The following is a 16,765-nucleotide window of genomic DNA, read 5'->3' as shown; positions in this document are numbered from 1 at the left end:
ATGACTAAACGAGAGCAAGAGTTACGTCAATCTGTTTCCGATTTAAAAGATGAAGCAAAAGCATTGATGGAAGATGGAAAGCACGAAGAAGCTCAGGCTAAATTGAAAGAAGCGAAAGCTGCTAAAACAGATCTTGACAATTTTCTTGCTTTACAAGTGGATTTTGAAAATTTAAGTGTTCCTGAGCCACAAAATAAAGCTGCTAAACTTCCTAAACAAACAAAAGAAGAAAAACCAGAATATAAAGCACTTTTCTTCAAAGCTTTGCGTGGTCAATCTTTATCTAGTGATGAATTGAATGTGATGGACCAATACAAGGCAAGAATTACTGCTGGAAATGGTGAAGATGGCGGCTATATTATTCCGGAGGATATCCAAACTCGAATTAATACGTTGCGACAATCATCTGATGATTTAAGACAATATGTTCAAGTAGTTCCTGTTTCTACTAACAAAGGGGCTCGCACATTAGAACGTCGTGCAGATCACACTCCTTTTGCTCCATTATCTGAATATGGTGATCCAAATGCTATGCAAGAAATTGCATCTCCTAAGTTCGATCGATTAACATACGCAATTGAGGATTACGCTGGATTCTTGCCAGTACCTAATACAGTGCTTGAAGATAGTGACCAAGCGCTTGAAGAATACCTAATTCAATGGATTGGTAAAAAGTCAAAAGCAACTGACAACTATCTGATTCTGCAACAAATTGAAACATTAACTAAAAAAGATTTAGTTGACTATAAAGGAATTAAAACAACTCTAAATGTCACATTAGATCCATCGTTTGCGATTGAAGCAACTATTTATACAAACCAAGATGGTTTTAATTATCTTGACCAATTAGAAGATGGAAATGGTCGTCCATTGTTGCAACCAGATCCACAAAGCCCAACAACTAAACTTCTATTTGGTAGAAAAGTAGTAGTGTTATCTAATAAAACTATCGCAACCGATGAAGGAAAAGCACCATTTATTATTGGTCTATTAAGCGAAGCTATTGTCCTTTGGGACCGCAAGCAAATGTCATTAGATATGACTAAAGAAGGTGGTCAAGCATGGAGAACAAATACAACTGAATTCCGCGCAATCCAACGTGAAGATGTAACAAAATGGGACCCGGAAGCTGTAGTTTATGGTCAAATTGACATTTCTACTACTCCTGATGTTATTCCAGAAGGGTAAGGTGAGAATTGATGAAAGCAAAAGCAAAAGTAAAAATTGAAAGATTCCGTGATAAGTATACAAAAAAGATCTATACAAAGGGTAACCTTTATGAAGGTACTTTAGAACGTATCGAAGAACTCCAAGCTAAGAACTGGCTTGGAGATACAATTAAAACTAATTTGGAAAAAGATAATCATTTACCTTCTTTGGATGCCACTGTAGAGGAGATCAAAGCTTCTGTAGATGCGCTTAAAAAAGCAGATTATGAAAAATTAATCTCATTAGAAAAAGAAGGTAAGAACCGTAAGAGTCTTATCGAGTTCCTAGAAGAACAATCTAAACTCGCAGGATTAGCAGAACAAGACGAGTAATCGTCCTTTTTCTTGAGGTGATAAGAGTGGAAATTGCTGAATTAAAAAGGTATCTACGAATGGATTATCCTATGGAGCCAGAAGAAGAACAGGATCTATTAGACTTTTATGATCGAGCAAAAATTTATATTAGAAACCAAGTTGGAGAGATTGATATAACTAACGAAGAAATGAAAAAACAATATGATCAAGCTTGCGCTATGTTAGTACAGCATTGGAATGATAACCGCGAATCCTTTCGTATTGGGAATGCTTCATATGAAATTCCATATTCATTGGATAGTATTGTCCGTCAATTGAAATATTGTTATGGCGGTGGTATTGAATGAATCCAGGAGACTTAGATCAAAAGTTAATATTCGAAATTCCTATCGGTGGAAAAGATGCTGATGGTTTTCCTATTCTCGAACCATCCACATATACAACAGCTTGGGGGGCTCTCAAAACATTAAAAGGGAGCTCTTTTTTTAGTTCTGCTAGAGAAAACTTGCAAAACAATCGAGTGTTTACAATACGTTATCAAAAAAGGTTGATGGAAGATCTGCGTCCTAGTGGCTTGAAAGTCCTGTGGAGAGGCATTTCTCACGATATTGAGTCAATTGATAATGACGATGGTAAAAACGTCTCTATGACTGTTATATTGAGGGCGGTTAGCTGATGAAATTTGAAATGCATGGCTTACTGGAATTGATGGTCCAATTAGAAAGAACTAGCACAGGGATAGAGGAAGGTAAGAAAGAAGCGCTAGAAGCAGGCGGCAAAGTCATGCAACAAGAAGCGAAAAAAACCGTGAGAAAGCGTACCGGAAACCTAAAGAACCATATTGAATTGTCAGAAGTAGAAGACGATAACATTTTTGTTTATGTGGACAATCAAGGAAAAGCATATTATGGATTCATGCATGAATTCGGTACTTCTAAAATGCCTGCAAAGCCTTTTATGGCACCGTCTTTAAATAAAAGTAAGATGAAAATTAACCAAGCAATGGCAGAAAAATTGCGTAATCGTTTGAGGGGAACATGATGAATCTTAATCAATTAATCTTAAATACTCTTAATGATGTCGATTCTCCTGTTGAATATATGACTTATTCAGGTACTGAAAGGACCTATATTACATTTTTTGAGTATGACCAAGACGTTGGATTAGAGGCTGACGATGAAGAACAAAACAGTGTGCATTATATCCAAATTGACGTTTTTTCACCAGGTAATTTTTTATCTATAGTGAAAAATGTTAAATGGAAAATGAAACAAGCTAGATTCAAAAAGAATTTTGAAACGGAAATGTACGAAAATGAAACGAAGCTCTATCACAAGATGCTTCGTTTTTATTTTATATCTGAAACGGAGGAATAAGGAATGGCAACAATCGGTTTAAAAGATATATACTTTGCGCCAATTAAAGAGGATTCAGAAGAAGGGACAACATACGATACTCCATTTAGAGTAGGTAAAGCAATTACAGCTAACGTGCAGCCACAGTTTAATACAGCTGATTTAAGAGCGGATGATGGAGTAGCAGAAACAGCGGAAGCTAGAGGGGTTACAACCGTTGCGTTAAATACAGATGACTTAGTAGCTATAGTTCAATCAAAATTGCTAGGTAAAAAGATTAATAGTGATGGAGTTTTAATGGACAGTGAGGATGATCGTCCTCCATATGGTGCATTGATGTTTAGGTCAGAAAAGGCAAATGGAGCCTATCGATACACAGTTCTTTATAAAGGGAAATTTACTCCACCAGAAACAAATTATGAAACGAAACAAGAAACCCCAACTTTCCAAACACCTACCATCAATGGCCGTTTCTTAAGACGAGCATCTGATAATCAAATTGGTGGACAAGTTGATGAAGATGATCCAGCGATTGATCCAACTATTATTGATAATTGGTTTAAATCTGTGTATGAAGAAACACCGGAGGGTTAATCGATGAAAATTGTATTTAAAAATGTAGAACAAGTTGATGGTGAAATAAAAGTTAATGAAAAAGTTTTTACTATTCCTCATGCTAACGCTAAGCATTATCGCCAATTATTAAAGTTTGATGAAACTATCGATTACTCCAACATGGGTGTGGAGGAACATGATGAATTGGTTGGTTTTGTTTGTGACGTATTCCAAAATCAATTTACAATTGATGAGTTTTACGAAGGTATTCCTGCTCATGAAACGGTCGGAACCTTAATTAATGTGTTTGCATTTGTTCGAACTGGAAAAACTCCTGAACAATTAATGGCAGACCAAGAGGAAGAAAAGGAAAAAAACGCCTAACACCTGATGAGTTATTTGCTCGTCAGGTTAAAAATGCAAAAAAGGAAATGACTAATGTTAAAAAGTTATACAAATCTTTATTAAAAAGTGGGTGGACTCTCAATCAGATAGATGAGATGGACATCCATTTTTATTTTGAACTTGGTAATTCAGATCAAGAGAAGGTCTATATCGATGAAATCAAATTATTCTAGGAGGTGACGGTTATGGAAGTAGGAGCATTAAGAACAAGAATATCACTTGATTCCGCACAGTTTCAGCAAGGGATGGCTGGTATTAATCGGCAGCTGAAAGCTTTACAACACGAACAGAAAGCCGTCACCTCATCTGGTACTGGCTTCGCTCGGGGAGTAAATGAATTAAGGGCTAAGTCTGATGTGTTAAATCGTACTTTAAGAGTCCAGCAGGCACAAGTACAAGAATTAGCAAGAAGGTACGAAGCTAGCAAAAGGGCAACGGGTGAAAATTCTAGAGAAACCCAAAACGCTCAAATTGCATATCAACGAGCAGTTGCGGATATGCGTAGAACAGAATCTGCATTACAAGGTGTTACAGCTGAAATAGAGCGCCAATCAAATCCTTGGAATACATTGAGTCGTAACATGAGCAATACTGGAGAACGTCTCAAACAAGCAGGAAAAGGGATGAGTGATTTTGGTCAAGCGTACAGCACAAGAGTAACCGCACCTATTGTTGCTAGCGGCGTGGCAATGTTTAAGGCAGCATCTGATTATGAATCCGCATTTGCAGGTGTTAGGAAAACAGTTGATGCTACTGAGAAAGAATTCTCTCAACTTTCGAGTGGAATTAGAAATATGGCAAAAGAAATCCCTGTTGCAGCAACTGAGATTGCGGCAATTGCTGAGTCAGCGGGACAACTTGGTATTCAAACAGAAAACATCATGGGCTTTACTCGTGTTATGGCTGATTTAAGTGTAGCTACAAATATGACTAGCGAACAGGCTGCTACTGATTTGGCTCGTCTTGCAAATATTACTCAAATGCCACAAAAGGAATTCGATCGTTTAGGATCTTCTATTGTTGCGCTGGGTAATAACTTTGCCACAACTGAATCAGAAATTGTCTCCATGGCTCTTAGATTGGCTGGTCAAGGTGCACAAATTGGTTTGACAGAGGCACAAATTAATGCCCTTGCAACTGCGATGTCATCTGTTGGGATTGAAGCAGAAGCTGGTGGTACTGCGATGTCTACCGTTTTAAAGAAAATGCAAACAGCTGTAATGGACAACGGAAAAATGCTAGGAGAGTTCGCCAAGGCAGCTGGTGTATCTGCAAAAGACTTTGCTGACCAATGGAATAAAGAGCCTATTGAGGCATTAGATACTTTTATTAAGGGGTTAGGAAAATCATCAAAAGAGGGAGAGAACTTAGCTGAAATTTTAGGGTATTTAGGTATAAAGGGCATACGTGAACAAGATACGTTGTTACGTTTATCAGGAGCATCTGATGTCCTTACAAATGCTGTGAAAATATCTAGTGACGCTTGGAAAGAAAATAACGCGTTGACTAAAGAATCTGAAACTAGATACGGAACAACGGAAAGCCAATTAGTCATTCTGTGGAATCGTATTAAAGACGTTGCAATTACTACTGGAAATGCTTTAGTTCCTGCTGTAATGGATGCTATCGATGCAGCTGAGCCATTTATAAAACAAATAGAATCAGGAGCCAAGAAATTTAGTGAATTAGACAAAGAGCAACAACGGACAATTTTGAAAATGATTGGATTAGTTGCAGCTGTGGGTCCAGCTACTTTTGCTCTAGGTCAGTTAACTATTGGCATTGGTGGCGTTTTAAAAATAGGCGGCTCTTTAGTTAATCTATTTGGAAGAAGTGGAGGAACGGGGCTCTTAGGAAAAATCGGAATGTTAGCCCCAATGGCTACATCTCCAGTAGGGTTAGCGATAGCGGGGGCTGGCGCTTTAGCATTGGGTATATACGCTGTCTCAGAAGCTAGTAAAGAAAGCACTCAAAAAACTCTTGAATCTATTGAATCACGCAAAAAAGAAATTGATTCTACAGATAAGCTTATTTCGCAGTATGAAAAGTTACAGAAGAAGAATCAATTGTCGACTGATGAAGTCTTACGTTACATGGATATTGTGGATGAGCTTAAAAATACCAAAGGTGAAGATACAATCAAAGCATTAACTGATGAACAAGCAAAACTTCTTGAAAAATCAGGTCTCACCAATGAAGAGATGGAAGAATTTTTAGGATTAAACGATAAAATTATTGAAAAATCTCCTTCTGCAGCTAAGGCAATATCTGAACAAGGTAATGCTTATGCAAATACCTTAGATGAACTCAAAAAGTTAAATAATATGGAACGTCAACTTTTGATGGAAGATACTTATAAAGCAGTAAGAAATGAGATGGATAAGCAAGAAAGTAATCTTAAAAGGCAAGTAAATCTTCAAAACGAAATAGCTGAAAAAGAAAAATACCGAACCGAAGTTCAAAAAGAAATTCTTTCAAATGGAAAGAGAAATCGCGAAATTGACTTAGAGTTAGTTGACTTACGTGGTAAGCTAGTCAACGCCAATATTGAAGAACGCCAAGAGATTGAAAATAAAATCAGTATTTTAGAAAATGAAAAAAGTCAAATTGGTACACAAAATAATTTACACCAAGATACTATTGATCGCATCGAAACTCAAATTGAAAAGAAGAAAAAATCTCTTGAAGAAACCAATAAAGAACTGAAAGCATTTGATGAGTTACTTGCGGATTACGCTCAACAAGTATTATATGAACAAGGGATTGTGTCGGAAAAAGGGAAAGCGAATGAAGCGATCGTAAAACAACAAAATGAAATTAATAAAGCCAGAGCAGAATTAGAAAAATTCGGAGAGAAAAACGGTCGTCAAACTCATGAATATAAAGAACAAAATGAAAAGCTAAATGAACAACAAAGAAAACTTGATGTTGCCAAACAAAAGCTTGCTGAAATGAATGAGGTTGCTGGTAAGACTGTTTATAAAGATATTGAAACAAAAGTAAACCCAACTATTAGTTCTATTAATAAAGCTCTCGCTTCCGGAGTGCAAAAAACTGTTAATATAAAAACTAATCTTGATGGGAATTACAGGCGTTTAAATGATCCAACTGCCAAAGCGTTTAATATTACAACTGTTGGAGGGCATCATCTTAAATACGCAACAGGAACTGACCATCACCCAGGGGGACCATTTATTGCAGGTGAAGAAGGATTTGAACTTGGGCGTATGGGTAACCGTTGGGAATGGTTAGAGTTCGGGCAATATAATAAGCCTGCCGGTTATCAAGTATTTACTCATGGAGAATCAAAAAAGATAATACAAGCTTTAAATAATATGCCGGGATACGCAAGCGGAGCAAGTCCTAGTGGTCAAGCTATGCAGATTGTAAATCAATTAGATCGACATGAGCAGCGGCCGTCCACACAATCTAATAGCACAAATTCCAATAGGCCCATTTATTTAACAATAGAAATGGATGGGGAGACTGTAGCCCGAAAAGTTTATCCATCTATCGACAGAATGCAAGCTGATGATATAGATATAGAAAAATTTAGTTTTAAAGGAGGTGCTTAACATGGATTATCTAATTATAGAAAAAAATGGAGAATATATAGATTCTCGAACAATAGAGGGCTTGAATCTTTTAAGATTCCGTAAACAATCCATTGTTGGCTCTCCCATTTTATCTGATGTAGATGGTAGAAGGGGTCAGGTATCAAGAGGTAAAAAATTTGGTGTTAGACCAATCGCTACAGAATGGTGGTTAGAATCAAGGGATTTAATTGATTTAGATTTTCTTGTGGATGAAATGATGAGACTTTTCCACTCCGAAAAAGAGATAGGTATTATTCATTCCAGGCAACCAGGTAGAAGGTGGTATGTTAATGCTGATTCTGATTTTGAGCCTAATTACATTAATTCTTATACAGCAACAATAGAATTAACTTTGGCAGCCACATACCCATATGCAAAGAGTCTTGGAACTAGTTTAAGTCCTAAAACCTTTGATTCTGACTTATGGCAAATTGGACAGGGATTGATATCTGAAGAAACTCCTTATGAATTTTCTTCTAGTCGTTTTAGGGTTTTTAATCCATCAGATATTACTATTACTCCATCTGAACATCCAATTATTATAGCTGTTACTGGTTCTACTAATAATTTTTCATTGACGAATCTTACGACTGGGGAGAATATAACATATTATGGTTCCAGTTCAAGAAGTGATAAATTGATTTTTAATCGTTATGATCACTATAAAAATAATGAAAACGTTATGTCGAAAACAAACCATGGGGCAATAACATTAAAACCAGGATGGAATGATTTTGTGGCAACTGGGAAAGGGAGCGGGACTATTAGTTTCGACTTCCCTTTTTATTATGTGTAGGTGTTAACTATGATAAAAAAGTTGATGGTACAAAGTATATCTGGTCAATTGAGAAGGCTAGCAAATTATTCTGTAACTAGACAGTCAAATATCGAAATGGATAAAGTCCTAAAAGTAATAGTTGTAAAAGATGATTCGAATATAAATTCCTATCCTTTAGTCGATAACTTCAACTACTTGATTTACGAAGGAACATACTTTGTAATTACTAATTGTAAAGAAAAGATGATTGGAGATACTGTTAAAAAAGAACTGGTTGGGATTTTAAAAGCATCATGGGATTTAGAAGGACATCGAATTTACGAAACAATAACCGGAACTTATACAATTGAATCAATGCTTACATTCGGTCTGAAAAATAGTGGCTATGATTTTATTGTGGATAAAACAGGCATAACAAAATCGTTAGAAGTGGAGAATTTTGGAGACGATAGTTCATTCGGATTACTAAAATATATTTTAAATCGCTTTGAGTGTGAATGTGAAATTATTGATAAGACAGTATACGTAGCCAAACAAATTGGTCGTGTTTTAAATAAGCAGATAAGGCACCAATACAATGTTAAAGATGCAGTGAAGGAAATGGATACATCTAACTTTTTTACTCACATAGAGGGTTTTGGAGCGATTGATGAGAAAACAGGAAAGTACATCGCACGAACTAGTTATACTAGTCCCTTAGCAACTGAATTGGGGATTTATAGAGTAGCTCCACCAGTTCGGGACGAAACTTATCGTCATAATGATTCTCTTTATGCTAGGTTGGTAAGAGAACTAAACGATAAGTTAAATGTATCAATCCAACTTACAGCTACTGAACTAGCAGAAATGAATCTTCAAGACATAAGGAAAGGTGATTGGATATTGGTTATCCTAGAGCCTTTAGGTATTGATGTGCGTATTAGAGTAATAGAAATAGAGGATTATTCTAATGAGGATTTAGATCCTGTATTTACTTTTGGAACCGCCCGAAAAAGTGGTAAAAAAATAATATCCAGTTTAAATAATTCTAGTCAATTGATTACTAGCGTTATAGATGAGCGTGGAAGAATAAAAACCCAAGCAATAGATCAAGACAACCTTGTTATTAATCTTGAAAAAGCTAAAGGACAAGTAAGAGAAGATCAAGTGGTAATTGGACCTGAAACAAAATTTGCAGAAGGTTATGATCCAAGTCATCCTAATATACCACTTGCAAATGCGTTGCAAAATGGTTTGATGAGTGCTAACGATTTTATGAAAGTAGCTAGTATTATTGTGGATGATAGCGGCAATGTTCAAGTGAAAATCCCTTTAGCTTCTTCCGCAAATAACGGTTTATTTAGTTCTTCTGATTTTACGAAATTAAATCGAATACAGTTACCAGCAGACGGACAAGTTATTGACTTGTCTTTTATTATACAAAGAATCAATGAGTTAGAAGAAACAAACGAAGGGTTGAAGGAGCAAATTGACAACCTTGAACAGCGAGTAGAACTATTAGAGCAAGGAGGCGGTGATAATGCCTAGATGGCCATATAAAACAATTGGGGCAACAATTGATCGAGTCTTTAGAAATAACATGAATGATAACTTTAAAGACATTGAAGCAGATTTTAAAGAGTTGAATATAAATTTTGATAATGCTGTAGAAACAGTATCTGATAAAGCATTTGACAAAGTAATAGGGGCAGCTAAAATCGAATGGTTACCTCCTGTTAACACGTTTAACGATTTAGAAATCACTTATCCAGATGTTGTCGAAGGTAAAACAGTAATGACTCGTGACAGCGGGAAGATTTATCGATTTGACGGTGAGAATTGGATAGAGATACAAAATATTGATCCATCCGCTATTAATGAAGTGGATAATCGTCTTACCGCAGAGTTGGCAACTAACACACAGCGAATAGAAGATATAAATACAAACGTGTTGATGTATGGAGTTAAGGGAGATGGGGAAACAGATGATATACCTATTCTCCAAAGTTTAGTTGATTCGTTGCCTCCTGGATCAAAGTTAACTTTTCCTCCTAAACGAGTTTTTAAAATTTCAAGACCTTTAGTTATCACTAGAGGCGATATTAGAATTAACTTTAACAATTCGCCACTTAGGTATGTAGGTACAGAAGATTTAGAATCAGACAATGGAACAGGGCGGATGTATGGAGCTATTACAATAAGAGGAAAACTGCTTGAAGAAACAAGAACAAACGTAGTGGATATTATCCCTAATGAAGGAATTATTGACAAAGAATTTTATGTAAACGGTGATAATTTTAAAGGCTTGAAACAACCATTTACGCAAGTAACAAAAGTAGTCACTACGTTAACAGATGCATCTACTCTTTTTACAAAAGGTGATTATGTATCTGTTAACGTGAAAAATCATAGCGGTACATGGGATAAAAATTATGGCGATAATCCTTCTATGTTAAATGTAATCGCGCGAGTTATCTATGTTGATGGCGCTAATGTGTATGTTGATGTTTGTTCAGACTTGCGTTTTAATAGCTTAAAAGTAAATGGGACAATCGCTTTATTAGAAACGGTGGATAATGTAACAATAGAAAATTTAGTATTTGAGGATATGAACGATACACCTATTCCTGCAACTATTACCGACAACAGTGAACGGGACAGTTGGGTAGGTGGAATAAGTGTAAGATATGCAAGTAATTTTACACTTAATAATTTCAAGGCTTCTCGTCATCGTTTCCCTGCATTAATGTTGAGAAGTGTATATAGTCCAATTATTAATAATTTCGTTGCTAGTTATCCACGTACAGTGATGGCTGGCTGTGGTTATGGAATGCAGATTGGCTCATCTGTACATGGTTCTATTAAAAATGTTCGTGGTTACGGATTACGCCATTTAGTTGATTTTGCTTCAAGCGGACATATGCGAGTAGAAAATGCAAGAATGCCGAATGATTGGCATGGAGCGTTCGACTGCCACGGGATGGGCGAGTTTGATATTACTTATGTTAATTGCGTGGGTAACTTCTTAGCAAGTAATGGAATAAATGAATTTCCGGATATGGTAGGAAATATTTCGCTTGATAATTGTAAAGGTAGTTTACAAATGGCCTGGACACAAAGAATCCATGTGAATAATTCATTAATTTACATGGACGCAAAGCGAATTACAAGAAGCCCGCATGTTGAAATACTTAATAGCAAATTAATGTTCAAACGAACAAAGTACAATTTTGTTGCTGCAGTTCGTGGAGTTTATATGCAAACTGCTTTTATTATAGATAACACATCAATTGAAATTACAAACGAAAATAACCCTCACCAAGAATGGACAAATAGATTATTCGAAGTTGATGCTTATAAAAATGTAAGGATAAGCAATGTGCCATTTGTTCGAAATCTTCGTGATGATGTAATGTTGATTAGTCTAGCAAAATGTACAGATATTACTATTAACGATAACACACTTACTAATCTTGGGTTTCATCTAACAAATACAACTAGCATTGATGATAATACTGTCCTTGCAGATAACTCAATGGCTGGCGGGATTTTACGCATAAAAGATAATAAAATAGACGAATCAATTAATGCGTCGGACTCCAAAAACTTTTTTTCCATAACTAATGTGGATGATATATCGTCATTTCTCGTTAAATTAGATGGAAACATGTTTTATTCATTAGGTAAAACACGATGGATACGCACAGAAATTAACTCGTTTAGTGTAAATATTATAGCGGTTAACAATTTATTCCGCGGACGAGTAGGTGCTTATTATACAGCAGGATCTGTTTGGCCAACATTTATTACCAGAGTAGGTAATATTGATTTATCAGATACGGACGAACCAACAAGGCTAAAGAATTATAACATTCCTGGTATAGGAATAGAGATACCGGCTGGATGGAGCGAATACAAATACGCATTTAGGACCGAGCGTATACAACCAGATACCAATTATGTGGTGTACGTTACGCCTGAATGGGATTGCGGTAACTGGTGGATAGAAGAAAAGTCTATAAATGGTTTTACATTAAAATTTAGCAAACCACCGACTGCTACTTCTAGAGTAACTATGGACGTAACTAGAAACTAGGTAAAAGGAGTGTTATAAATGGGGCTTATAGTGACTTACAATTATGAGTTAACTTATATAAATACAAAAATACAATTCGATGATAAATTTCGAGTTGAGTTTCCGGATGTTAAAGATCGCATAACAGAAATCATAAAGGTTAAAGATGCATACTGCGAAATTGTGAAAATTGAAGGAAATAAGGAGAAAATGGATATTGTATTATCTATTTACAAAGATAGAACTAAAACATACGTCTTAGAGACAAAAGTATATTCGTTTGTTCCGTCTTCGTCTGATTCGATGGATAGCTTTATGCAGGCGTATGAATACCTTAAAAATTTGCCAGAGTTCGAGTATGCTGTATATGTAGATGATCAGAATTCAACTCCAGTTTAGGAGGAAATCTATGAAATTTTTAATGATATGTCCAATTTGTAATTCAACCAATGTCGAAGTGTTTCCGACTATAGATATGGAAGTAACTTTTATTTGCCAGGACTGTAATTATAGAGAAACTACTTATGAAGAGGATTAGTTAGTCTCATTGGATGCTATGGTATGGTAACAAATAAAGGAAATCCCTCCTTTTCTGTCGAATAAATGCAGAAAAAAGGAGGGCATTTACTTGTTAAATCAACTAGAAATTAATTTAACTCAACAAATTATTAACAATTTTATTTCTGCTTTTCGAAAAAATTTAGAGGTGGAGATAAAAAAATTAAAGAGTAATAACTTAAAAGTTGAAAAAATATTACCTAAAGTTTTAATTGTAGATTTTGGATGTGAAGTTACATTTTCGATAGAAAAGGGCCATATTATGTTTGTTCTTAAACATAATAAAAATAGAACCAGTACAAATTTTATCATTGGAGATGTGATAGATGTGTTTGATGATACAGGTTTGTGGGCAGCTAAAAAGGTTCTAACCTTATTCTCTTTATCTGACTGTAAGTATATTGAATTTAAAAAAAACTCTTTTAATGGTGTGAAACCATTTAGTTTAAATGGTGACGATATAGAAATGTATATGGAAGATGTAACGTTTGTGTCTCCATCCGGAAAAGAAACAGAAGTAGAATTTGCATTTGTTTTTTCCTATTCTAAATTGATTAGTGTTATTAATGAAATAGAATCATTTACGAGTAATTTCATATTTGCATATTGGAATTACTTTGATCGATTTAAAGCGAAGTTAGATTCTACTTCTGATAAATATAAAGAATATATAAGTCATCTAAAAAGCATATCAACTGATATGGATTATTATTTTTATGATGAAAAAGTACTAGAAAGAGATATAGAGAAATTTATTAATGAAAATTCAATTATAATTAGTGAAATACTTGGGTTAGAAAAACCTATAGTTCAACCGAAATTGAAAGATATAAAACAAATATACAACCAGAAACTAATACCAGATTTAATGGGTTTTGATTCAACACGTGATAATTGGACTATTGTCGATTATAAAACAGGCAGAAGAGCAAATTTAGTGAATTCCCCTGGAGGAGTTAGGGTAAAGTTTTCAGATGCGGTTGCTAAATTAGAAGCACAACTGAGAATCTATAGAAAATACTTTAACGAATTAGAACATCGTGAGTACTTTAATAAGGAATATAATACTAAAGTACATGAATACCCTCATACAATTGGGATTATAGGGTACGTTGATAAAGAATCTCGGAAAGATTTTAACGAATTATTAGATGAAAAAGGAAGATGGTTTGAATTAATTCCCTATAATGATTTACAAGCTAGATTTAAGAAGCTGATTGATTTGATTGAAAGAATAAAATGAAAAGAGGTGTTATAGAGTGGAATGGTCATATTTAAATAATCAACAGAGAGAGAAATTACAATATGCATATGACTTATTATTCGAAGTGAAAAATGAAATTGATTATAAGCACCGAGAATACTCGCTCATCAATACATCAATATATGCACTAGAGGATGCAATTGAAATTGAAAAAGTAAAAAACACACCAAGTAAGTGTGTTTTTTTATTACCTCAAAGGGGGTGAAAACCTATGTATAGAGAGAAAAAGGGGGAATGGGAAAATGCCAACACAGGAGGTACCTACATTGGAAGAAAGAGTTGATAATCATGAAGGAAGGATAAAAGCACTTGAGGATTATCAGAAGGAACAAGAAAAACTAAACCAAGAAATTAAAACACAGTTATTAGCCACGGAAAATACTGTTTTGAAAGAATCCGGCAAGCAACAGGATTTAGTACAAAAGCTACTTGATCATGTTTTAGAAGAAGATAAAGAAGACCGTAAAACGTCAAGAGACAGTAAGACGTATACACAACAGCAAATATGGAAATTAGCAGTAGCCCTTGCAGGAAGCGGAGGGCTACTTTATTTGTTGATTGAAAAATTATTTACACGATAAGGAGTGTTAGGAATGGACAAAGGTACATTAATCAGAACAATCGTATTAGGAATAGCGTTTATTAATCAATTTTTAGTTAGTTTTGGTCTTTATGAAATACCAGGAACAGAAGAGCAGCAAACAGCGTTTATATCAGCTGTATTTACAGCAATCGCAGGAACAATTGCCTGGTTTAAAAACAATTACGTGACTGCAAAGGGTAAAAAGCAAAAGGATTTATTAGTTGGTCATAACCTAGCTAAAAATCAATCAAAAACAAAGTAAGAGTAGCTTAATAGCTGCTCTTTTTCTTTTATAAAAATAAAAATGGAGAGTGATTAAATTGTCATTTATCAATGAAATCTTACCACATGCTAAAAAGGTGGGAAAAGAATCAAATATCTTAGTGTCTTTAATTCTTGCACAAGCTATCCATGAATCTAATTGGGGCAAAAGTGGACTAGCCCAAAAAGGTAAAAACTTATTTGGTATCAAAGGAACTTATAACGGCCAATCGGTTACCATGAAAACTTGGGAAGTATATAACGGTAAATCAGTCTATGTGGATGCCAAATTTCGAAAATATCCTTCATGGTATGAGTCTCTACGAGACCTTACTGCTCTATATGAAAATGGAGTATCTTGGGATAGAAACAAATACAAAAAAGTAATTGGTGAAAAGGATTATAAAGCGGCAGCAAAAGCAGTACAAGCTGCAGGATATGCTACTGATCCAAACTATGCAATAAAGCTTATTCGTACTATTGAGGATAATAACCTCACTCAATATGATGTGGATGGAGTAAAAGTGGAAAAGCCTAAGAAAACAACTTCTTCCACAAAGGATAATGTAAAAACTTATCAAGTAACTAAACAATATAATGGTTATGCTACTGCAGCAGATGCTAAGTCTAAGAAGGATAAAAAGACTACTGTACCAAAAGGCAAATATTATGTTTTTAATGAATCCCAAGGCATGATTAATGTCACGACTAAAAAAGGGGTGCCAGGTAGCTGGATTAATCCTTTTGAAACAACTGCCAAAACAACTAAGGCTAAACATCACATTGTTAAAAATGGAGAAAATCTCACAAAGATTGCTAAGAATCATAAAACATCAGTTGCAGCAATACAAAAATTAAATCCTAGTATTAAAAACCCTGATTTAATCTATCCAAAACAAAAAATTCGCATAAAGTAACACGGATGGATATAAAATAGTTTACAACATGATCTCCACATAAACCCTGCTCTTTGGAGTGGGGGATTTTTTTGTTTTTAGGAGGGATTTTTCAACATTTATAGAATATAATATTAAGAGAAAGAGGGAGGATTATTAATGAATGAAAAAAGAAAAAGACAAGTATTTATAGTAAGCTTAATAGTAATAGTGGCATTAGCAAATTTATTGTACAACATATTTTCTAACGCTGTTACAGCAATAATCTCTATGGTTGTTTCATTAATAACAATAATTATCATAGTTCAAGATATGCGAGGGAAATTCAAGATATCAACCAAAAACTAAAGTTCCACTCACTCTGAGTAGGAGCTTTTTTATTTTGTATTTTTTGTGAACTAAAAGGAATTTACTTCCACAATAAAGAAACATCCTATAGAAAGGAGGGATAAAATGACCGACTATGATTTATTACTCCAATTAAAAGAACAGTACGAATCCACGCAAGACGCCTCAGATCTAAAAATTCTAATCGATTTCTTCTTAGAATTATTTCCTGTAAAAGATTAATCTAAATGACGATGCAAAAAGTAATAATTAAGTAGCTTTTCTGTGTTGTTTCTAAGATTGTAATTAAAATAGCGATGCACTTCATGATATCCGTTGATATAAAAATTGTATTCCGTAAAAGCTTCGTCACTTTCACCCTTAACCAACTTCCACTTATTCTTATACATCTTTTTATTATTCTCTCTCATGTCCCTTTGTACTTGTTTCATCATGTGTTCGATTAAGTTTAAGTAGACTTGATTGAGTTTAAACGGTGCAGTCTTAGCTACGTTAAAGTCACGATCAAGCACAGTCAACAACATAGGGAGATATATAGCATTTTCAAATATATCTCTTTCTTCTTCGGATAATCTACTCATAATTTCTG

The 16,765-nt window shown here is 34.8% G+C and carries 20 protein-coding genes; 19 read left to right on the top strand and 1 reads right to left on the bottom strand.

Annotated elements, in window-relative coordinates; all coding sequences use genetic code 11:
- The 19 genes from C2I06_RS09495 to C2I06_RS09405 all read left to right on the top strand — a co-directional run bounded on the left by C2I06_RS09495 (window position 1) and on the right by C2I06_RS09405 (window position 16,176).
- Window positions 1-1,188, top strand: a complete 1,188-nt coding sequence (locus C2I06_RS09495) for a phage major capsid protein (RefSeq protein ID WP_123259141.1) — start codon at window positions 1-3, stop codon at window positions 1,186-1,188.
- A gap of 11 nt (window positions 1,189-1,199) precedes the next feature.
- On the top strand, window positions 1,200-1,541 hold the full coding sequence (locus tag C2I06_RS09490) for a hypothetical protein (protein ID WP_123257952.1): 342 nt from the start codon (window positions 1,200-1,202) through the stop codon (window positions 1,539-1,541).
- Between the two features lie 26 nt (window positions 1,542-1,567).
- Entirely contained in the window at window positions 1,568-1,870 is a 303-nt protein-coding gene (locus C2I06_RS09485; protein WP_123257951.1) for a head-tail connector protein, read from the top strand.
- Complete coding sequence (locus tag C2I06_RS09480; protein WP_123257950.1) at window positions 1,867-2,199, top strand: phage head closure protein; 333 nt, start codon at window positions 1,867-1,869, stop codon at window positions 2,197-2,199. Before C2I06_RS09485 ends, C2I06_RS09480 begins: the two co-directional genes overlap by 4 nt.
- Window positions 2,199-2,564 carry an HK97-gp10 family putative phage morphogenesis protein gene (locus tag C2I06_RS09475; RefSeq protein ID WP_123257949.1) on the top strand — a complete coding sequence of 122 codons (366 nt, stop codon included), beginning with the start codon at window positions 2,199-2,201 and terminating at the stop codon, window positions 2,562-2,564. Before C2I06_RS09480 ends, C2I06_RS09475 begins: the two co-directional genes overlap by 1 nt.
- Entirely contained in the window at window positions 2,564-2,899 is a 336-nt protein-coding gene (locus tag C2I06_RS09470) for a hypothetical protein (protein WP_123257948.1), read from the top strand. The genes C2I06_RS09475 and C2I06_RS09470 overlap by 1 nt, the downstream gene beginning before the upstream one ends.
- 3 nt (window positions 2,900-2,902) lie before the next feature.
- Complete coding sequence (locus C2I06_RS09465) at window positions 2,903-3,472, top strand: major tail protein (RefSeq protein WP_123257947.1); 570 nt, start codon at window positions 2,903-2,905, stop codon at window positions 3,470-3,472.
- Between the two features lie 3 nt (window positions 3,473-3,475).
- Window positions 3,476-3,817 (top strand): phage tail assembly chaperone G, encoded by a 342-nt coding sequence (gene gpG / locus C2I06_RS09460; protein WP_123257946.1) that lies wholly within the window; start codon window positions 3,476-3,478, stop codon window positions 3,815-3,817.
- A 206-nt stretch (window positions 3,818-4,023) separates the two neighbouring features.
- The gene (locus C2I06_RS09455; RefSeq protein WP_123257945.1) at window positions 4,024-7,413 is read left to right on the top strand and encodes a phage tail tape measure protein; all 3,390 of its coding nucleotides are present in this window, start codon (window positions 4,024-4,026) and stop codon (window positions 7,411-7,413) included.
- Between the two features lies 1 nt (window position 7,414).
- Window positions 7,415-8,230 carry a phage tail domain-containing protein gene (locus C2I06_RS09450; RefSeq protein WP_123257944.1) on the top strand — a complete coding sequence of 272 codons (816 nt, stop codon included), beginning with the start codon at window positions 7,415-7,417 and terminating at the stop codon, window positions 8,228-8,230.
- Between the two features lie 24 nt (window positions 8,231-8,254).
- A complete protein-coding gene (locus C2I06_RS09445) occupies window positions 8,255-9,739 on the top strand; it encodes a phage tail protein (protein WP_164463655.1) in 1,485 nt (494 codons plus the stop codon).
- Entirely contained in the window at window positions 9,732-12,287 is a 2,556-nt protein-coding gene (locus C2I06_RS09440; RefSeq protein ID WP_123257942.1) for a hypothetical protein, read from the top strand. The genes C2I06_RS09445 and C2I06_RS09440 overlap by 8 nt, the downstream gene beginning before the upstream one ends.
- Before the next feature lie 18 nt (window positions 12,288-12,305).
- Window positions 12,306-12,665, top strand: a complete 360-nt coding sequence (locus tag C2I06_RS09435) for a hypothetical protein (RefSeq protein WP_123257941.1) — start codon at window positions 12,306-12,308, stop codon at window positions 12,663-12,665.
- A 229-nt stretch (window positions 12,666-12,894) separates the two neighbouring features.
- The gene (locus C2I06_RS09430; protein ID WP_123257940.1) at window positions 12,895-14,067 is read left to right on the top strand and encodes a hypothetical protein; all 1,173 of its coding nucleotides are present in this window, start codon (window positions 12,895-12,897) and stop codon (window positions 14,065-14,067) included.
- Window positions 14,068-14,083: 16 nt separating this feature from the next.
- Complete coding sequence (locus C2I06_RS09425) at window positions 14,084-14,293, top strand: hypothetical protein (RefSeq protein ID WP_123257939.1); 210 nt, start codon at window positions 14,084-14,086, stop codon at window positions 14,291-14,293.
- Between the two features lie 37 nt (window positions 14,294-14,330).
- Window positions 14,331-14,669 (top strand): hypothetical protein, encoded by a 339-nt coding sequence (locus tag C2I06_RS09420; protein WP_123257938.1) that lies wholly within the window; start codon window positions 14,331-14,333, stop codon window positions 14,667-14,669.
- Between the two features lie 12 nt (window positions 14,670-14,681).
- Entirely contained in the window at window positions 14,682-14,933 is a 252-nt protein-coding gene (locus C2I06_RS09415) for a phage holin (RefSeq protein WP_123257937.1), read from the top strand.
- A 58-nt stretch (window positions 14,934-14,991) separates the two neighbouring features.
- Window positions 14,992-15,849, top strand: coding sequence for a glucosaminidase domain-containing protein (locus tag C2I06_RS26015; protein ID WP_420915962.1), 858 nt, complete (start codon window positions 14,992-14,994; stop codon window positions 15,847-15,849).
- Window positions 15,850-15,987: 138 nt separating this feature from the next.
- Window positions 15,988-16,176 (top strand): hypothetical protein, encoded by a 189-nt coding sequence (locus C2I06_RS09405; protein WP_123257935.1) that lies wholly within the window; start codon window positions 15,988-15,990, stop codon window positions 16,174-16,176.
- A 218-nt stretch (window positions 16,177-16,394) separates the two neighbouring features.
- On the opposite strand, the gene C2I06_RS09400 is transcribed toward C2I06_RS09405, so the two are convergent.
- Window positions 16,395-16,757, bottom strand: coding sequence for a YhjD family protein (locus C2I06_RS09400; RefSeq protein ID WP_123257934.1), 363 nt, complete (start codon window positions 16,755-16,757; stop codon window positions 16,395-16,397).
- Between the last annotated feature and the right edge of the window lie 8 nt (window positions 16,758-16,765).

It is taken from the genome of Niallia circulans (assembly GCF_003726095.1).
GTDB lineage: Bacteria > Bacillota > Bacilli > Bacillales > Cytobacillaceae > Niallia > Niallia circulans_A.
Note: the sequence above shows the minus strand (reverse complement) of the source record. Positions and strands in the feature narration are given on the sequence as shown.